The organism is Citrobacter sp. wls710 (genome assembly GCF_005281115.1).
Taxonomy (GTDB): domain Bacteria; phylum Pseudomonadota; class Gammaproteobacteria; order Enterobacterales; family Enterobacteriaceae; genus Citrobacter; species Citrobacter werkmanii.
In genome coordinates, this window is the sequence record NZ_SZXD01000026.1 from 235,953 (window position 1) to 254,272 (window position 18,320).

At 53.3% G+C, this 18,320-nt stretch carries 14 protein-coding genes; 9 read left to right on the plus strand and 5 right to left on the minus strand.

Annotated elements, in window-relative coordinates:
* Nucleotides 1–48 precede the first annotated feature (48 nt).
* The 4 genes from FDX14_RS10230 to queF all read right to left on the minus strand — a co-directional run bounded on the left by FDX14_RS10230 (nt 49) and on the right by queF (nt 5,648).
* Entirely contained in the window at nt 49–1,416 is a 1,368-nt protein-coding gene (locus tag FDX14_RS10230) for an L-serine ammonia-lyase (protein ID WP_042310732.1), read from the minus strand.
* A 53-nt stretch (nt 1,417–1,469) separates the two neighbouring features.
* Nucleotides 1,470–2,759, minus strand: coding sequence for an HAAAP family serine/threonine permease (locus FDX14_RS10235; protein WP_042310730.1), 1,290 nt, complete (start codon nt 2,757–2,759; stop codon nt 1,470–1,472).
* Nucleotides 2,760–3,321: 562 nt separating this feature from the next.
* A complete protein-coding gene (gene ppnN / locus FDX14_RS10240) occupies nt 3,322–4,686 on the minus strand; it encodes a nucleotide 5'-monophosphate nucleosidase PpnN (protein WP_042310728.1) in 1,365 nt (454 codons plus the stop codon).
* A gap of 113 nt (nt 4,687–4,799) precedes the next feature.
* Nucleotides 4,800–5,648 carry an NADPH-dependent 7-cyano-7-deazaguanine reductase QueF gene (gene queF / locus FDX14_RS10245; RefSeq protein ID WP_038633229.1) on the minus strand — a complete coding sequence of 283 codons (849 nt, stop codon included), beginning with the start codon at nt 5,646–5,648 and terminating at the stop codon, nt 4,800–4,802.
* 68 nt (nt 5,649–5,716) lie between these two features.
* On the opposite strand from queF, the gene syd reads away from it, so the two are divergent.
* The 8 genes from syd (at nt 5,717) to FDX14_RS10290 (ending at nt 14,105) form a co-directional block, all read left to right on the plus strand.
* The gene (gene syd, locus FDX14_RS10250; RefSeq protein ID WP_042310725.1) at nt 5,717–6,262 is read left to right on the plus strand and encodes a SecY-interacting protein; all 546 of its coding nucleotides are present in this window, start codon (nt 5,717–5,719) and stop codon (nt 6,260–6,262) included.
* Nucleotides 6,263–6,894: 632 nt separating this feature from the next.
* Nucleotides 6,895–7,224 carry a YqcC family protein gene (locus tag FDX14_RS10255; protein ID WP_137349461.1) on the plus strand — a complete coding sequence of 110 codons (330 nt, stop codon included), beginning with the start codon at nt 6,895–6,897 and terminating at the stop codon, nt 7,222–7,224.
* Nucleotides 7,224–8,006: a tRNA pseudouridine(65) synthase TruC gene (gene truC, locus FDX14_RS10260; protein ID WP_042310721.1), complete on the plus strand. Its 783-nt coding sequence runs from the start codon at nt 7,224–7,226 to the stop codon at nt 8,004–8,006. Before FDX14_RS10255 ends, truC begins: the two co-directional genes overlap by 1 nt.
* Before the next feature lie 19 nt (nt 8,007–8,025).
* Nucleotides 8,026–8,475: a flavodoxin gene (locus FDX14_RS10265; RefSeq protein ID WP_042310719.1), complete on the plus strand. Its 450-nt coding sequence runs from the start codon at nt 8,026–8,028 to the stop codon at nt 8,473–8,475.
* Between the two features lie 347 nt (nt 8,476–8,822).
* On the plus strand, nt 8,823–10,181 hold the full coding sequence (gene gudP, locus FDX14_RS10275; protein WP_042310717.1) for a galactarate/glucarate/glycerate transporter GudP: 1,359 nt from the start codon (nt 8,823–8,825) through the stop codon (nt 10,179–10,181).
* Nucleotides 10,178–11,518 carry an enolase C-terminal domain-like protein gene (locus FDX14_RS10280; protein ID WP_137349462.1) on the plus strand — a complete coding sequence of 447 codons (1,341 nt, stop codon included), beginning with the start codon at nt 10,178–10,180 and terminating at the stop codon, nt 11,516–11,518. Before gudP ends, FDX14_RS10280 begins: the two co-directional genes overlap by 4 nt.
* Before the next feature lie 20 nt (nt 11,519–11,538).
* Nucleotides 11,539–12,879 carry a glucarate dehydratase gene (gudD, locus tag FDX14_RS10285; RefSeq protein ID WP_137349463.1) on the plus strand — a complete coding sequence of 447 codons (1,341 nt, stop codon included), beginning with the start codon at nt 11,539–11,541 and terminating at the stop codon, nt 12,877–12,879.
* Nucleotides 12,880–12,962: 83 nt separating this feature from the next.
* A complete protein-coding gene (locus FDX14_RS10290) occupies nt 12,963–14,105 on the plus strand; it encodes a glycerate kinase (RefSeq protein ID WP_137349464.1) in 1,143 nt (380 codons plus the stop codon).
* Between the two features lie 43 nt (nt 14,106–14,148).
* On the opposite strand, the gene barA is transcribed toward FDX14_RS10290, so the two are convergent.
* Nucleotides 14,149–16,905, minus strand: coding sequence for a two-component sensor histidine kinase BarA (barA, locus tag FDX14_RS10295; protein WP_137349465.1), 2,757 nt, complete (start codon nt 16,903–16,905; stop codon nt 14,149–14,151).
* 57 nt (nt 16,906–16,962) lie between these two features.
* Here barA and rlmD point away from each other — a divergent pair, with 57 nt between their 5' ends.
* A complete protein-coding gene (gene rlmD / locus FDX14_RS10300; protein WP_061382363.1) occupies nt 16,963–18,261 on the plus strand; it encodes a 23S rRNA (uracil(1939)-C(5))-methyltransferase RlmD in 1,299 nt (432 codons plus the stop codon).
* The last annotated feature ends 59 nt before the right edge of the window (nt 18,262–18,320 follow it).

Below are 18,320 nucleotides of genomic sequence, written 5' to 3' on the forward strand. Positions count from 1 at the left end.
ATCCGGCCTACAAATGACAATGGAACTGTAGGCCGGATAAGTTGGGCTTTAATCGCAGGTGACAATCTTCATCGCCAGACCGCCGCGAGAGGTTTCGCGGTATTTGGCATTCATGTCTTTCCCGGTTTCGTACATGGTCTCGATGACTTTATCGAGGCACACGCGCGGTTCACTGGTACGGCGCAGCGCCATACGCGCGGCGTTTACTGCTTTAACCGAAGCAATGGCATTACGCTCAATGCACGGTACCTGAACCTGGCCGGCAACCGGATCGCAGGTCAGACCCAGGTTGTGTTCCATACCGATTTCCGCCGCGATGCATACCTGCGTTGGGCTACCGCCCAGCAGCTCGGCCAGACCGGCAGCTGCCATGGAGCAGGCTACGCCGACTTCACCCTGACAGCCGACTTCGGCGCCAGAGATAGAGGCGTTCATCTTGTACAGCGAGCCGATGGCGCTCGCGACCAGCATGTAGCGTGCCAGCGAGTTAGCGTTCACTTCACGGATAAACTTGTCGTAGTACGCCAGCACGGCAGGAACAATCCCGCATGCGCCGTTGGTTGGCGCAGTCACCACGCGTCCACCGGCGGCGTTTTCTTCGTTCACGGCCAGCGCGAACATGTTGATCCAGTCAACAACCGCCATCGGGTCAGTGGTGGTTTTGTCACTGCTGACCAACATACGACGTAGCGCCGCCGCACGACGCGGAACGCGCAGTTTACCCGGCAATACACCTTCGGTGGTGATACCGCGCTCAATCCCGCTACGCATCACTTCCCAGACGTTGGCAAAGTGCTGTTCCAGCTCTTCTTTGCTGTGCAGCGCCAGTTCGTTTTGCATCATCAGACCGGAAAGCGACAGGCCGGTTTCCTGGCAATGACGTTGCAAGTCCGCCGCAGATTTATACGGATACGGTACGTTTACCGGAGAGTTGTTCGGTAAACCAAAGTGTTCTTCATCAACGATGAACCCACCGCCAATGGAATAGTAAGTCTGGCTGTAAATGGCTTTTTCACCCGCCAGTGCGGTAATACGCATCCCGTTTTCGTGCAGGGACAGATTGTCCGTATGGAAATTCATGCACTTGTCGACCGGGAATTCGACCTCATGTTGACCGTCCGCCAGCAGCAAACGCCCATGAGTGTTCACATCCTGGATAAAGGCCGGGATGGCATCAATGTCTACGGTATCCGGCAGATTACCCGCCAGACCCATAATAATCGCGATGTCGGTATGGTGACCTTTGCCCGTCAGGGACAAAGAGCCATAAACATCAACCACTACGCGGGTTACGTCAGTGAGAATTCCGCGTGCAATCAGGTCATCCGTGAATTGTTTGCCTGCTTTCATCGGGCCAACAGTATGGGAGCTGGAAGGGCCAATGCCGATTTTGAAAATATCGAATACGCTAATCATGAGGCGTCCATTGTGTATCGAGGTGCGCCGCCCCGAGGAGCGGCGCAGGGGAATTAACTGAACAGAGAGTAGAAAATAGCGGAGATAGCGATCAGGCCCATAATCACAACGAAGACGTTGCTGATATGGCCGCTGTATTTACGCATTGCCGGTACTTTCTGAATTGCATACATCGGCATCAGGAACAGAATCATCGCGATGATTGGGCCACCCAGGGTCTCAATCATACCGAGGATGCTCGGGTTCAGCGTTGCCACAATCCAGGTGGTTACCAGCATGAACAGCGCAGTGATTTTGTTCAGTTTGTTGATTTCGATGGTTTTGCCTTTGCCGCGCAGAGACTTAATCACCATCCCGTTGAAGCCTTCACGTGCGCCCAGGTAGTGGCCGAGGAAGGATTTGGTGATAGCGATCATCGCGATGATCGGTGCCATCCAGGCAATAATCGGCGCGTTAAAGTGGTTCGCCAGGTAAGACAGGATAGAGATGTTCTGCTCTTTCGCTGCGGCCAGATCTGCCGGAGTCAGGCTGAATACACAGCTGAAGACGAAGAACATAACGGTCAGTACCATCATGATGTGAGCGAATGCCAGAATCTTGGAGCATTTCTTCTCAGCTTCATCACCGTACTCTTCACGCTTCGCCACGGCGAAGGAGGAGATGATCGGGGAGTGGTTAAAGGAGAACACCATTACCGGAATCGCCAGCCACAGGGTCAACAGCAGGCCGTTGCCGGTGGTTGCCGCAGAGTCAAAAGACATGGTTTCCAGAATCGCACCGCTCCACTGAGGGATCAGATACAGCGCCAGCAGCATCAGGGCGGCAACAAACGGGAATACCAGGATGCTCATCGCCTTAACGATCATCTGCTCACCGAAGCGCACGATGGTCATCATACCGACAATCAGGATCAGAGACAGAATGGCACGCGGCGGCGGAGTAATCGCCAGCTGGTGAGCCAGGAAGCTTTCAACGGTGTTGGTGATTGCTACGCTGTAAACCAACAGAATCGGGTAGATAGCGAAGAAGTAGAGCAGGGTAATCAGTTTACCCGCGCCAACGCCAAAGTGTTCTTCTACAACTTCAGTAATGTCTTCACCCGGATTTTTACCGGACAACACGAAGCGGGTCAGGCCACGGTGTGCAAAGAAGGTCATCGGGAAGGCAAGGATCGCCATGATGATCAGCGGGATCATACCGCCTACACCTGCGTTAATCGGCAGGAACAATACACCCGCGCCAATCGCCGTGCCGTAAAGGCCCAGCATCCACATGGTATCTGTCTTGCGCCATGCGCTGCGGGTCTGACCCGTAACGATAGTGCTGGTTTGAGTGTTTTCCATCTATTTCTCCTGGAGGAAGCTTAAAAAGTCGGGTTTGGGGTCAATCCGATGAGAAAGAACCCGACTGTAAATCGAAATTCGTTGAGCGATTTTTTATATAATTTTTCGCCGTAATAATTTGCGGGCGGAAAGATACATTTTAGTAATGAATGTATCAGTGATCGCGATCCCAAATGCAATAATCCACCTTTTATGTGGATAAATTTGGACCATTAATCTGTTAAAAAATAGTCAAAGCGAATTTACGGGCGCAGAGGCTAACATTAACGACATATCTCATGAAAGCGAAGGCGCGAAGATACGAGCGTTGCGCTGTAAAAACTGTTGTTTTTAGAGGATTTTGGCGACTAATAATAATTTCCTAAGATAAATGACGGTTGGTTTTTAAAGGTAATCGTTTGCGTGGCGCGTTATATTTAACGATATATCATTGGTATTTATATAATCGTCTGAGCTATGTGACTGGTATCACTAAAAAAAGCCGGGAGGCGCATGCGCCAAACCCGGCTTTGATATGGACAAAATTGTCACCGCGGTAGCGTCTGCTATCGGGTGTTGAAGGTCAGGCGCAGATCTCGTAGCAAGGGATGTACGCGGAGCCTGGCAACTTCATGCGATGCTGCGCAACGAAGCCCTGCAGGAGATCGTCCATGCGACGCATCATTTCGCGGTCACCGTGGATTTTGTACGGGCCAAACTCTTCGATGGCGCGAATGCCGACCTCCTTCACGTTACCGGCCACAATACCCGAGAATGCACGACGCAGGTCGGCCGCCAGAACTTCAACGGGTTGATCCGGATACAGTTTCAGGTTAGCCATGTTTTCATGGGACGGCTCGAACGGCATCTGCAAATCAGGTGCGATACGAATCGACCAGTTAAAACTGTAGGCATCTCCGGTGTCGCGACGGTTCTCTTTTACCAGCGGCATCGCTTTTTTCATCAAACGCGCAACTTCCGCCGCATCGTCAATGATAATGCGATAGTGTCGGCGGGCTTCTTCCCCCAGCGTGTGCACGATAAATTCGTCCAGCACGCGGAAGTAATCGGCACTCTCTTTTGGTCCGGTCAAAATCAGCGGTAGCACCTGATCTTTGTTAGCCGGGTTCATCAGGATCCCCAGCAGATACAACAGCTCTTCCGCAGTCCCGACACCACCCGGGAAGATGATAATACCGTGGGCGATACGCACGAACGCTTCCAGACGTTTTTCAATGTCCGGCATGATGATCAGTTCGTTAACCAGCGGGTTAGGCGGCTCAGCGGCGATGATTGACGGTTCGGTCATACCAATAAAGCGGCTGTCTTTGTAACGCTGCTGGGCGTGACCGACCGCAGCGCCTTTCATTGGCGCTTCCATCGCTCCCGGACCGCAGCCGGTACAGATGTTCAACTCACGCAGGCCCAACTGGGTGCCGACGCGACGCGCATACAGGTATTCATTTTCGTTGATTGAGTGACCGCCCCAGCAGACAACCATGTTCGGCGCTTCACCGACGTGTAGCGCCCGGGCGTTACGCAGGATCGAGAACACCAGGTTGGTAATATGCACCGAACTTTCGAGATCCAGATGCTGAAAACGACCCGCGTTATGGATCTGACCATTGACGAACAGAATGTCGCGCAGCACGGCAAAAAGGTTGGCTTGTAGCGCACGAATGATGCGCCCATCAACAAACGCATCTTCAGGCGGATTAATCAGTTCCAGCTTCACGCCTCGTTCGCGGCGCAGCACGTTAATGTCGAAACTTTCAAAGCGGGACAGCAGTTCTTTGCTGTTGTCGGTCAGACTGCCGGAGTTCAGAACGGCAAGTGAACAGTTACGAAACAGTTGATACAGGTCGCTGCTGGCCGTGCGTTTAAGTAATTCGACTTCCAGCTGCGACAACATGTCCATTGAGCCAAGTGGGCTAATATGTGTAATCAAGTAGACTCCTTATGGGACGCAAAACGTCATTCCCTGGTAGTTACAATAGCCCTGGCTGATGGCCTTTCACAACCTTGCGCGCGGAATCCGACACGCAAAATTGAGAAAAAAGATTACTGACGTACCAGTCGGCCCGTAGCTGGCGTGAAATCGGTATTGGTGCGCCATGGGTTAATGTCCAGACCACCACGCCGCGTGTAGCGCGCGTAGACGCTCAGTTTCTCCGGCTGGCAGAAGCGCAGAATGTCATTGAAAATGCGCTCCACGCACTGCTCGTGAAATTCATTATGGTGGCGGAAGGAGACCAGATAACGCAGCAGCTTCTCCCTGTCGATTTTGCGTCCACGATACTGAATTTGTATGGAGCCCCAGTCGGGCTGGTGGGTGATCAGACAGTTGGATTTCAGCAGGTGGCTGACCAGCGTCTCTTCCACCGCTTTTTCGCCGCTCACGGCATTTTCCAGATATTCAGTGCTGAACTGGTAGTTATCAATGACGATATCCTGATTATCGATACAGGTGCCGTTAAAGTGGGCGATCGGTTGTCCTTCCAGTTCGTCAAGGCGGTATAGCGCCACGCTGACATCGCCCTGAGCGCAGGCGCGCAGATCGTTTTCCAGCGTCTGGCGTACCGCCTCCCAGGAGTCAAAACGCGTCTGGTTAAAACTGTTCAGGTACAGCTTAAAGCTTTTCGATTCAATCAGATTTACGCTGGTGTAATCCAGCTCCACATGACCGACCGCAACCTGCGGTAAGCCGTTAGCATTCAGCCATGACAGTTCATACAGCGTCCAGATGTCGGCTCCGTGGAAAGGCAAATTATCGGCCTTTAAATCCAGCGGGTCGCGGTTGAGGCTGCGCGGAACGCCTTGCAACAGACTGGCATCGTAATTGTCCCGATAATCCGTTGATTTACCGAGAGTCAGGCCGTCAAGCGCCCGATGATTTTCATAAGAAGACATGTTTCACCGTCATAAACCAGATACACTATGCGACAAGTGTATCCTGGCTTTTGTGAAGAGAGAAATCAGTGGACGAATTGACAGTGCAGGCGTTGACAGCCTTTACGACGCGTTATTGCGACGCGTGGCATGACAAAAACAACAGCTGGCCGCTCAGCGAAGAGCTGTATGGTGTACCGTCACCGTGCATCATTTCTTCCACTAACGATGCGGTTTATTGGCAACCTCAGCCTTTTGTAGGTGAAAAAAACGTCAATGCGGTTGAACGTGCCTTTGACATTGTGATACAACCTGCCGTTCACGCTTTTTACACCACCCAGTTTGCTGGGGATATGCACGCGCAGTTTGCGAATGAAAAGCTGACGTTGCTGCAAACCTGGAGTGAGGATGACTTCAGGCGCGTTCAGGAAAACCTGATTGGTCACCTGGTTACGCAAAAGCGACTCAAGCTCTCGCCTACGCTTTTCATTGCCACTCAGGACAACGAACTTGATGTCATCTCGGTGTGCAACCTGTCCGGTGAAGTTTGCAAAGAAACGCTGGGAACCCGTCAACGAACGGTGCTGGCAGCCTCGCTTGCGGAATTCCTCACTCAACTTAAGCCAGTTCTGTAATCCTGTTTGCCCTTAATCGTGTGAGAGATCTCTTACAAACCCTGTAGGACATTGCCAGGTAATAAGTGAAGACTTAATGAATTGAAAAACTATTAATTACTTACAATTCAACTTGTTAGTATTTTATTGTCAACTTTCATATGAAAATTACCTTAAGTGTTTGTCTGTAAGTATCTTGTAAGACAAAGCGAAACAGGCGATTCTATATCTGTCGACAAGGAGTCGCACAACGAAGTGAACATCAGGATGATGGCTCTTCGGCAGGACACACCAGGATGGTGTTACAAGGACAGGCTTCAGGATGAAGCAAAGCGGAAAGCGCGGGATGCGTTAAAGGACACCTCCAGGATGGAGAATGAGAGCCGGTCAGGATGTTCGGCGGGTCAGGATGGCCAGGACACTTCAGGATGAAGTTTTCACATCGGGGTGATGTGAGCAGGATGCAAAAGTTCAGGATGAACAAGGTCGCAAGACCACAGGAAAAGTTGTCACGGATGAGCAGGGAGCACCAAAAGTAGCTGGAATGCTGCGAAACGAACCGGGAGCACTGTTTTTACAGTGCTCCCTTTTTTTATTTCCTCTTCACTAGTGCTATTCTTCGCGCCAGATTTTTCATCATTGAGGTTAATTTCATGACGACTCATGACCGTGTGCGCCAGCAGTTACACGCGCTTGAAGCGCTACTGCGTGAACATCATCACTGGCGGATGGACGAGCCAGAGGAGCATTTGTTTACCAGCACGCAGCCTTTTTGTATGGATACCATGGAGCCGGTCGAATGGCTGCAGTGGGTGTTGATTCCCCGCATGCATAGCCTGCTTGATAATGCGCAGCCGCTGCCGCAGGCTTTTGCCATCGCACCGTATTACGAAATGGCGCTGACGGCCGATCACCCGCAACGCGACATTCTCCTGACGGCATTGCAGGAACTGGATGCGCTATTTACAAGTGATAACGCCTGATGCTGGAGATCCTCTATCAGGACGAATGGCTGGTTGCGGTCAATAAACCTTCTGGTTGGCTGGTTCACCGCAGTTGGCTCGACCGCGATGAGAAAGTGGTGGTGATGCAAACGGTGCGCGACCAGATTGGTCAGCACGTGTTTACCGCCCACCGGCTCGACAGACCGACCTCCGGCGTGCTGCTGATGGGGCTGTCCAGCGAAGCCGGGCGTTTGCTGTCTCAGCAGTTTGAACATCATCAAATGCAGAAACGCTATCATGCGATTGTGCGTGGCTGGCTGATGGACGACGCCGTGCTGGATTACCCGCTGGTGGAAGAGCTGGATAAGATAGCCGATAAATTTGCCCGCGAGGATAAAGAGCCGCAGCCTGCGGTCACCCATTATCGCGGTCTGGCGACGGTTGAAATGCCGGTGGCGACCGGGCGCTATCCCACCACCCGTTACGGGCTGGTGGAGCTGGAGCCTCAGACCGGTCGTAAGCACCAGCTCAGACGCCATTTGGCTCACTTGCGCCATCCGATAATTGGCGACAGCAAGCATGGTGATTTACGGCAAAACCGCAGCGCCGCAGAGCATTTCGGCTGTCAGCGCTTGATGCTGCATGCTAGTCAGCTTGAGCTGACTCATCCCTTTACTGGCGAACCGCTGGTTATTCGCGCCGGGCTGGATGAGGTCTGGATGCAGGCGTTATCACAGTTTGGCTGGCGCGGACTTCTCCCTGAGAATGAAAGGGTTGAGTTCAGCGGGCTGTCAGGTCAGGATGAACAGATAGATTCTTAAGTCCCTGGAGATAAAGGTTATGGCGGAAATTGGAATTTTTGTCGGCACGATGTATGGAAACGCGCTGTTGGTTGCCGAAGAGGCCGAGGCGATTTTAACTGCGCAGGGCCATAAAGCCACGGTATTTGAAGACCCGGAGCTTACCGACTGGCAGGCTTATCAGGATAAATATGCATTGGTGGTGACCTCAACGACCGGGCAGGGCGATCTGCCGGATAGCATTGTGCCGCTGTTTCAGGGAATCAAAGATAATCTCGGTTTCCAGCCTAATCTGCGTTATGGCGTCATTGCGCTTGGCGACAGCAGCTACGTTAATTTTTGCAATGGCGGCAAGCAGTTCGATGCGCTGTTACAGGAACAAAGCGCGCAGCGCGTAGGTGAAATGCTGCTGATTGATGCCAGCGAGCATCCTGAACCGGAAAGCGAATCTAATCCCTGGGTAGAAAACTGGGGAACCTTGCTTAAATAATCCCTCGCCCGCACGGGCATGCAACCCCACTCATTAGAAAACCGTAGGCCGGGTCAGGCGAAGCCGCCACCCGGCAATAAAACCCCAATTACGTGAACTAACTTCCACTGCTTTGGGCTTATGCCCCAAACAACTTCTCACTGCCTCCCTAATGTTGTGTTCATGCACGGTGAGGGAAAGTGGCACTCCTTCATATACTTTTCCCGTCAGTTCCCGGAATGGCAGCGAGTCAGAATAAAACGGCCCTGAGCTGTACCAAAACTGCCACACACTAACCTCTCATTCTGATCACCCTACAGGTGCTGTACAGAATGAACTGGCGCAAGCCAGGATTCAGGAGTGCAACAATGAGTTCATTAAGTCAGGCGGCGAGCAGCGCGGAAAAACGCACTAACGCTCGCTACTGGATAGTGGTGATGCTGTTTATCGTCACATCCTTCAACTACGGCGATCGCGCCACCTTATCCATTGCCGGTTCGGAGATGGCCAAAGACATTGGCCTGGATGCGGTAGGCATGGGGTATGTATTCTCCGCTTTCTCATGGGCGTATGTCATCGGCCAGATCCCCGGCGGCTGGTTGCTCGATCGCTTCGGCTCCAAACGTGTTTATTTCTGGTCCATTTTTATCTGGTCCATGTTTACCCTGCTGCAGGGCTTCGTCGATATCTTTAGCGGCTTCGGAATTATCGTCGCGCTGTTTACCCTGCGCTTCCTCGTGGGGTTAGCCGAAGCCCCCTCCTTCCCCGGCAACAGTCGTATTGTGGCGGCGTGGTTCCCGGCGCAGGAAAGGGGCACGGCGGTCGCTATCTTTAACTCGGCGCAATACTTTGCCACCGTTATCTTCGCACCAATCATGGGTTGGCTGACCCATGAAGTGGGTTGGTCACATGTGTTCTTCTTTATGGGTGGTCTCGGGATTGTTATCAGCTTTATCTGGTTAAAGGTGATTCATGAACCAAACCAGCATCCGGGCGTAAACCAAAAAGAGCTGGAGTACATTGCCGAAGGCGGGGCGCTGATCAATATGGATCAGGCGGCCGCCAAAGCTAAAGTACCGTTCAGCGTGAAGTGGGGGCAGATCAAACAGCTGCTGGGTTCACGGATGATGATTGGTATTTATATCGGCCAATACTGCATTAACGCGCTGACCTACTTCTTTATCACCTGGTTCCCGGTTTATCTGGTGCAGGCGCGCGGTATGTCTATTCTGAAAGCCGGTTTTGTTGCCTCGGTCCCGGCCATTTGCGGATTTGCGGGCGGTGTGCTCGGCGGCATTATTTCCGACTGGTTGATGCGCCGTACCGGTTCACTGAATATCGCGCGTAAAACGCCAATCGTCATGGGGATGCTGCTATCGATGGTGATGGTGTTCTGTAACTACGTCAACGTCGAGTGGATGATCATTGGCTTTATGGCGCTGGCCTTCTTCGGCAAAGGCATCGGCGCGTTGGGATGGGCGGTGATGGCCGACACCGCGCCAAAAGAGATCAGCGGTCTGAGCGGCGGCCTGTTCAATATGTTTGGCAACATTTCCGGCATCGTCACGCCAATTGCCATTGGCTACATTGTGGGCACTACCGGCTCGTTTAACGGCGCGTTGATTTACGTAGGGGTACATGCGCTGATTGCGGTCGTCAGCTATCTGGTGCTGGTGGGTGATATTAAACGTATCGAACTGAAACCTGTCACAGGACAAGGACGATGACAACACAATCGAGTCCCGTTATTACCGATATGAAGGTCATCCCAGTGGCCGGGCATGACAGCATGCTGCTCAATATTGGCGGTGCGCATAACGCATACTTTACCCGCAATATCGTGGTACTCACCGATAACGCTGGCAATACCGGGGTTGGTGAAGCGCCGGGCGGTGAAGTGATTTATCAGACGCTGGTGGATGCAATCCCACAGGTGTTGGGACAGGAAGTCGCGCGTCTGAATAAAGTGGTTCAGCAGGTGCATAAAGGCAACCAGGCCGCTGATTTTGACACTTTCGGTAAAGGCGCCTGGACCTTTGAACTGCGGGTTAATGCGGTGGCCGCGCTTGAAGCCGCATTGCTCGATCTGCTGGGCAAGGCGCTCAACGTGCCGGTCTGTGAACTGTTAGGACCCGGCAAACAGCGCGATGCGGTCACTGTGCTCGGCTATCTGTTCTACGTAGGCGATCGCACGAAGACCGATCTGCCGTATCTGGAAAGCACGCCGGGCAACCATGAATGGTACCGCCTGCGTCACCAGCAAGCGATGACCCCGGATGCGGTGGTGCGTCTGGCGGAAGCCTCGCAGGATCGCTACGGTTTTAAAGATTTCAAACTCAAAGGCGGCGTACTGCCAGGAGAGCAGGAAATCGACACCGTACGCGCGCTGAAAAAAAGCTTCCCGGATGCGCGTATTACGGTTGATCCCAACGGGGCCTGGCTGCTGGATGAAGCCATCTCTCTGTGTAAAGGGCTGAACGATGTTCTGACTTATGCCGAAGATCCGTGCGGTGCCGAACAGGGTTTTTCCGGTCGCGAAGTGATGGCCGAGTTCCGCCGTGCGACCGGCCTGCCGGTGGCGACCAATATGATCGCCACCAACTGGCGTGAGATGGGCCATGCGGTAATGCTGAACGCTGTGGATATTCCGCTGGCCGATCCGCACTTCTGGACCCTTTCCGGCGCGGTGCGCGTGGCACAGTTATGCGATGACTGGGGCCTGACCTGGGGCTGCCATTCCAACAACCATTTTGATATTTCGTTGGCGATGTTTACCCACGTCGGCGCAGCGGCACCGGGCAACCCGACGGCTATCGACACCCACTGGATCTGGCAGGAGGGCGATTGCCGTCTGACCAAAAATCCGCTGGAGATTAAAAACGGAAAAATTGCGGTACCTGATGCGTCCGGTTTGGGCGTGGAGCTTGACTGGGATCAGATACAGATAGCCCATGAGGCCTATAAGGCGCTGCCCGGCGGCGCGCGTAATGACGCAGGCCCAATGCAGTATCTGATTCCCGGATGGACTTTTGACCGTAAACGTCCCGTTTTCGGCCGCCACTAATTTTGAATAAGGATTTAATTATGAGCGCACAATTTACTACCCCCGTCGTGACCTCTATGCAGGTGATCCCGGTTGCAGGCCATGACAGCATGCTGATGAACCTGAGCGGTGCCCATGCCCCGTTCTTCACACGTAATATTGTGATTATTAAAGATAACTCTGGTCATACCGGGGTAGGGGAAATTCCCGGCGGCGAGAAAATTCGTCAGACTCTGGAAGATGCCATTCCGCTGGTGGTGGGGAAAACGCTGGGTGAGTACAAAAACGTGCTGAACGCGGTACGCAATACGTTTGCCGATCGTGATGCCGGTGGCCGTGGTTTGCAGACCTTCGATTTACGTACCACTATTCATGTGGTTACTGGGATCGAAGCGGCGATGTTGGATCTGTTAGGTCAGCATCTGGGCGTCAACGTCGCATCTCTGCTGGGCGATGGTCAGCAGCGTAGCGAAGTCGAAATGCTGGGTTATCTGTTCTTCGTTGGCAACCGTAAAGCGACGCCGCTGCCGTATCAAAGCCAGCCGGATGAGAAATGCGATTGGTATCGCCTGCGTCATGAAGAGGCGATGACCCCGGATGCGGTAGTACGTCTGGCGGAAGCCGCGTATGAGAAATATGGTTTCAACGACTTCAAACTGAAAGGCGGCGTACTGGCCGGGGAAGAAGAAGCGGAGTCTATTGTCGCGCTGGCGAAACGCTTTCCACAGGCGCGCGTCACGCTCGATCCCAACGGCGCATGGTCGCTGAATGAAGCGATTAAAATTGGTAAGTACCTGAAAGGATCGTTGGCCTATGCGGAAGATCCGTGCGGCGCCGAGCAGGGCTTCTCCGGTCGTGAAGTGATGGCGGAGTTCCGTCGTGCTACCGGTCTGCCGACCGCCACCAATATGATCGCCACCGACTGGCGTCAGATGGGGCATACGCTGTCGTTGCAGTCCGTGGATATTCCGCTGGCGGATCCGCACTTCTGGACGATGCAGGGTTCTGTTCGCGTGGCGCAGATGTGTCATGAGTTCGGGCTGACCTGGGGTTCTCACTCTAACAACCACTTTGATATTTCGCTGGCGATGTTTACTCATGTCGCGGCGGCAGCGCCTGGGAAAATTACCGCTATCGATACCCACTGGATCTGGCAGGAAGGTAACCAGCGGCTGACCAAAGAACCTTTTGCAATCAAGGGCGGTATGGTGCAGGTTCCGGCGAAACCGGGCCTGGGCGTGGAGCTGGATATGGATCAGGTGATGAAAGCGCATGAGCTGTATCAGCAACATGGACTGGGTGCACGTGATGATGCGATGGGAATGCAGTATCTGATCCCGAACTGGAAGTTTGATAATAAGCGCCCGTGCATGGTACGCTAAGCGAACTGGGACCGCTCCCATGAAGTGGAGTGGTTTTCCTCCTGGTGTATGCTTAACACAGTCAACATGCGTAAGGATGCTTTATGAAAATAGTGATCGCACCGGATTCCTATAAGGAAAGTTTGAGTGCGCTTGAAGTGGCAACGGCTATTGAACTGGGATTCCGTGAGATTTGGCCTGAGGCGGAATACGTGAAGATCCCGGTTGCGGATGGCGGTGAGGGAACGGTCGAAGCGATGGTTGCCGCAATGCAAGGTCACCTTGTGCATGTTGATGTTACCGGCCCTTTGGGCAATACAATTCAGGCTTTTTATGGTTTATCCGGCGATGAGCGCTCGGCGTTTATTGAAATGGCAGCCGCCAGCGGGCTGGAGCAGGTTCCTGCGAATTTACGCGATCCGCTGAAAACCACCTCCTGGGGAACCGGGGAGCTAATTCGTCATGCGCTGGATGCGGGCGTGGAACATATCATCATCGGGATTGGCGGTAGCGCCACCAATGATGGCGGTGCTGGTATGGTGCAGGCGCTGGGCGCAAGGTTGCTGGATGCGCAAGATGAAGATATTGCCCATGGCGCGATGGGCCTGGAATCGCTCGCCCGAATTGATATCTCGCAGTTAGATCCGCGTCTTGCCGGATGCCGTATCGAAGTGGCCTGCGACGTCACTAACCCGTTGACCGGTAAAGAAGGAGCCTCAGTGGTCTTTGGTCCACAAAAGGGGGCGACGGCGGAGATGATTCCGCGTCTTGATCGGGCGCTTACGCACTATGCGCAACTGATCGCGCGCGATCTGGACGTAAATGTGCTGGAGCTGGCCGGCGGTGGCGCTGCTGGCGGTATGGGGGCGGCGCTGTATGCGTTTTGCGGCGCACAGCTACGCCGCGGTATTGAGATCGTGACGGATGCGTTACGCCTGGATGCCTGCGTTGCGGATGCGGACTTAGTGGTGACGGGGGAAGGGCGTATCGATAGCCAGACTATTCACGGTAAGGTTCCGGTTGGCGTGGCGAAGATCGCAAAGCGTTACAACAAACCGGTGATCGGCATTGCCGGTAGCCTGACGGCGGATGTCGGTGTCGTACATGAGCATGGGCTGGATGCGGTTTTTAGCGTCATCTATACCATTTGTTCGCTGGATGAGGCGCTGAAGAATGCGAGTGAGAACGTACGAATGACCGCACGAAACGTGGCTGCGACGCTGAAAGCGGGGCAACAGTTACGCTGAGTTGTAGGCCGGATAGGGCGGTCACGCCGCCATCCGGCAAATATCAGCCCAACAACTTTTTCGCTTCGCGCGCAACGTTGTCCATTTCATCCAGCAGCTCTAAAAATTCAGGCTCCAGCTCTTCTTCTTTAGTCCCGCTACGTAATTGTTGCTCAATGAGCTGGCACAGGTTTTTCATGCGGGGGACGCCGCTATAGCCGCAACTACCGTGCAGCTTATGAATCATATCCACCAGACCTTCAGGGTTTTCGCCTACCAGCTGTTCTTCAATTTTGTTGCGCACTTCGGGTAGGAAATCGAGCAGCATTTGCAACATATCCCGCGCCAGATCGTTTTTCCCCGCGGCTTGTCTTAATGCCAGTTGCCAGTCGAGCGTGGTATTCAGATTGACGACCGGCTCCAGAGGTTCAACTGCGAGCGCCCTAAGCGATGTGGTCGCGCCGGGTTTGTAGCGTAACAGGAGATTGTGCAGCTTATCTTCTTCGATAGGCTTCGCCAGGTAATCGTTCATCCCGGCGCTGAGCAGCTTCTCTTTTTGCCCCGCCATGGCATGCGCGGTAACCGCAATAACCGGCGTCTGTTGTTGATGAGGCAACTGGTGGATTAGCTCGCAGGCGCGAATACCGTCCATGTCGGGCATCTGAATATCCATCAGGATCAGATCAAACTGCATCTGTTTGGCACGATCCACCGCCTGGTGTCCACTGTCGCAGAGCACGACGTGCTGTACCTTATCTTCCAGCAGTGCGCCAATCAGCTTGAGGTTTGCCGGGTTGTCGTCCACCGCCATAACGGTCATGGCAATTTTGCTCTCATCTGGCAACGGCTGATCCGCGCTGTAGTTCAACTGGCAATACTCTGTCAGCGCAGGCAGCAGACGGGTTGAGGTGAGAGGCTTCAACAGACACGCCGCTGCGCCGCCTTGTTTCAATTTCTCGGCGTTAATCTGTGCGTGACAGGGCAGGGCTAATAACAGGAAATCGGTCATCGCCGCTGCGCTTGCCAACCGCTCATGTTGCATGGTGAGCGGTTCGCGTAAAGTGACCGGAATGCCAATCAGCAGAATATCGTAGTGATCCTTCGGCAGCCCGGAGAATGAAGGGCTGTAAATCACCTCCAGCGGCGTTTCACTTAATATATCTAACGTGCATTGCGCGGCAGTGGCGTTAGGTTCGACATAGGCCAGTCGTTTACCCGCAAGGCACCGGGTTGTCGAGCGATCGATGAGAACGTTAGGGTTGAGATCGAGACTGATATGGAACCAGAAGGTGGAGCCCCGGTTCGGCTGGCTGTGGAAGGAGATATCCCCGCCCATTTCGTTGACCAGTTTTTGCGTAATGACCAGACCCAGTCCGGTACCGCCATGGCGGCGGGAAATACTGGCGTCCGCCTGACGGAAGGCCTGGAACAGGCGAGACTGATCGCGCTCAGGGATACCGATGCCGGTATCGCGGATTTGCACTTCAATTTGCACTTTCGTGTTACTGAGGGCGCGTTTCTCGACCAGAATGTCGATATTACCGCCCTCGGTAAATTTGATGGCATTGCCGACCAGATTGGTAATGACCTGCTGTAAGCGCAGCGGGTCGCCGATGACGTTGTCCGGCACATCATTCTTAATATTCAGCGTCAGCTCAAGCCCTTTATCATGGGATGAGTGCGCTAACAGCGTGACGACGTCATCCAGCGTGCTGCGAAGCGGGAATGGGATGCTTTCCAGAATGAGCTTGCCCGCTTCCAGTTTGGAGAAGTCGAGCACATCATTGATGATGGCCAGCAGATTGTTGGCCGATCGCTCAATCGTATTCAGGTGATCGCGCTGCGTGGTGTTAAGCTCGGTTTTCAGCGTCAGGCGCGTAAAGCCAATCACGCCATTCAGCGGGGTGCGTAGCTCGTGCGACATGTTAGCCAGAAACTCAGACTTAATTCGGGCCGCCTCCTGGGCGCGTTTTTTCGCCAGATCCAGTTCGACGTTCTGGATTTCCATCTGCTCCAGCGTTTCACGCAGGTCGGAAGTCGCCTGATCGATATTGTGCTGCATCTCTTCATGGTAGGCTGCAAGAGACATCGCCATCGAGTTGATACCGTTTTTGAGCATATCCAGCTCGCCCAGCATGAAACCCTCCACACGGCTGTCGAGCTGCCCTCTACGTATACGGTCAACGGTATTCACCATGTTGCGAATCGGGCCGGTTACGTCGCGCATCAGACGCCAGCCGAAAATTAACGCAATACCAATACAAAACAGCATCATTACGCTGGAGATAAAGATCTCTTTATATTGCTGCAGTCGAACCGACTTGAGGTCCAGCTCAAGCGCTACATACCCCAGCATGTTTTGCGTATTTTTGGCGTCGCTTATGGCAGATTCATCCGGCGAATAGCTTTCCGATATAATTGGAGTTCGTAGGATCATGATATCCCCGAGCCGGGTGACGCTCAGCTTACGGGGAAACGGTGAACCGGTCGCCAACTGCATTTCAGATGGATCGAGATGAAAATTGGAGGTGACAAACAGCCGGTTATTCTCGTCATAGACAGAAATTGCCCGCACGATATCGGAATGGCGGCGATGCAGTACGCTGATAAGCTGGCCAATGGATTCCCTGTTTTGCAGGTTCATGCCATATTCGCTGGAGACCGCCAGTGGCTCTATGATGCTGGCGCCGGCATCTTCCAGTTGACGCTGCAAGTCGTTATAGCGATGCACAACAAAAAAGATACTGAGCAGCAAACCAATCAGGACGGTCGGGGCCAGGATCAGAATCATCATGCGTGCGCGCAGGCTGTAGTTGGTCATGGAGTTCCGTTATGGGACAATTAGGGTCACACTGTTAAATAGAGAAATATCTCGTCGATGGCGCAATTCTACTCTGCAAAACGACGCGTGACGACGCGTCAGATCATAACCGTTACCGTCAATGACCTCGATCCTTTTGGTCAGGGTGTCGCTCGCCATAACGGAAAGGCGTTGTTTATACCGGAATTGCTACCCCAGGAAAGCGCAGAGGTGGTGATTACCGAAGATAAAAAACAGTTCGCCCGCGCGCAAGTAAAACGACGTTTAAACGACAGCCCGCAGCGTGAAGTGCCACGTTGCCCGCATTTTGGCGTCTGTGGCGGTTGCCAGCAGCAGCACGCCAGCATCCCGTTGCAGCAGCGTAGCAAAAGCGCGGCGTTAGCGCGTTTAATGAAATGTGAAGTGTCGGATATTATCGCTGATACCCCGTGGGGCTATCGTCGTCGCGCACGTTTGAGTCTGAACTATCGGTCAAAAGAACAAAAGTTGCAGATGGGATTCCGCAAATCCGGTTCCAGCGACATTATTGATGTCAAACAATGCCCTATTCTGGTGCCCCAACTTGAAGCGCTGTTGCCCCACATCAGGGCGTGTCTGGAGAGTTTGCAAGGGTTACGTCATCTCGGTCATGTTGAGCTGGTGCAGGCAGGGAGCGGAACCCTGATGATTTTACGCCACACGGCGCCTTTGAGTGCGGCGGATAAAGAAAAACTGGAATGCTTTTCGCATTCTCAGGGGCTGTCTTTGTTTCTGGCCCCGCAAAGCGAGATACTTGAATCAGTATCAGAAGAATCGCCCTGGTATGACTCAAATGGACTACGGTTAAGCTTCAGCCCGCGTGATTTTATTCAGGTCAATGCAGGGGTAAACCAAAAAATGGTCGCCTGTGCGCTGGAATGGCTGGATGTGCGACCTGAAGATCGCGTGCTCGATCTGTTCTGCGGTATGGGGAATTTCACCCTGCCGCTGGCAGTAAGGGCAGCAAGCGTGGTAGGGGTTGAAGGGGTTCCGGCGCTGGTCGAAAAAGCCCGGGAAAACGCGCTGAATAACGGATTACACAACGTGACATTCTTTCATGAAAACCTTGAGGAAGATGTTACCCGGCAGCCGTGGGCGAAAAACGGATTCGACAAAGTATTGCTCGATCCTGCGCGTGCGGGGGCTGCCGGTGTAATGCAACATATTATAAAATTAGAACCTATACGCGTTGTTTATGTATCCTGTAACCCTGCAACGCTGGCTCGTGACAGCGACGCTTTGCTCAACGCGGGATATGCCATACGGCGACTGGCGATGCTCGATATGTTCCCCCACACTGGACACCTGGAATCAATGGTCCTGTTTGAGCGTTTGTAATGAAATTTGTACCCATTGGATTTCGGGTTGTAATGCAGCATGAAAGACAATGGGTAAGG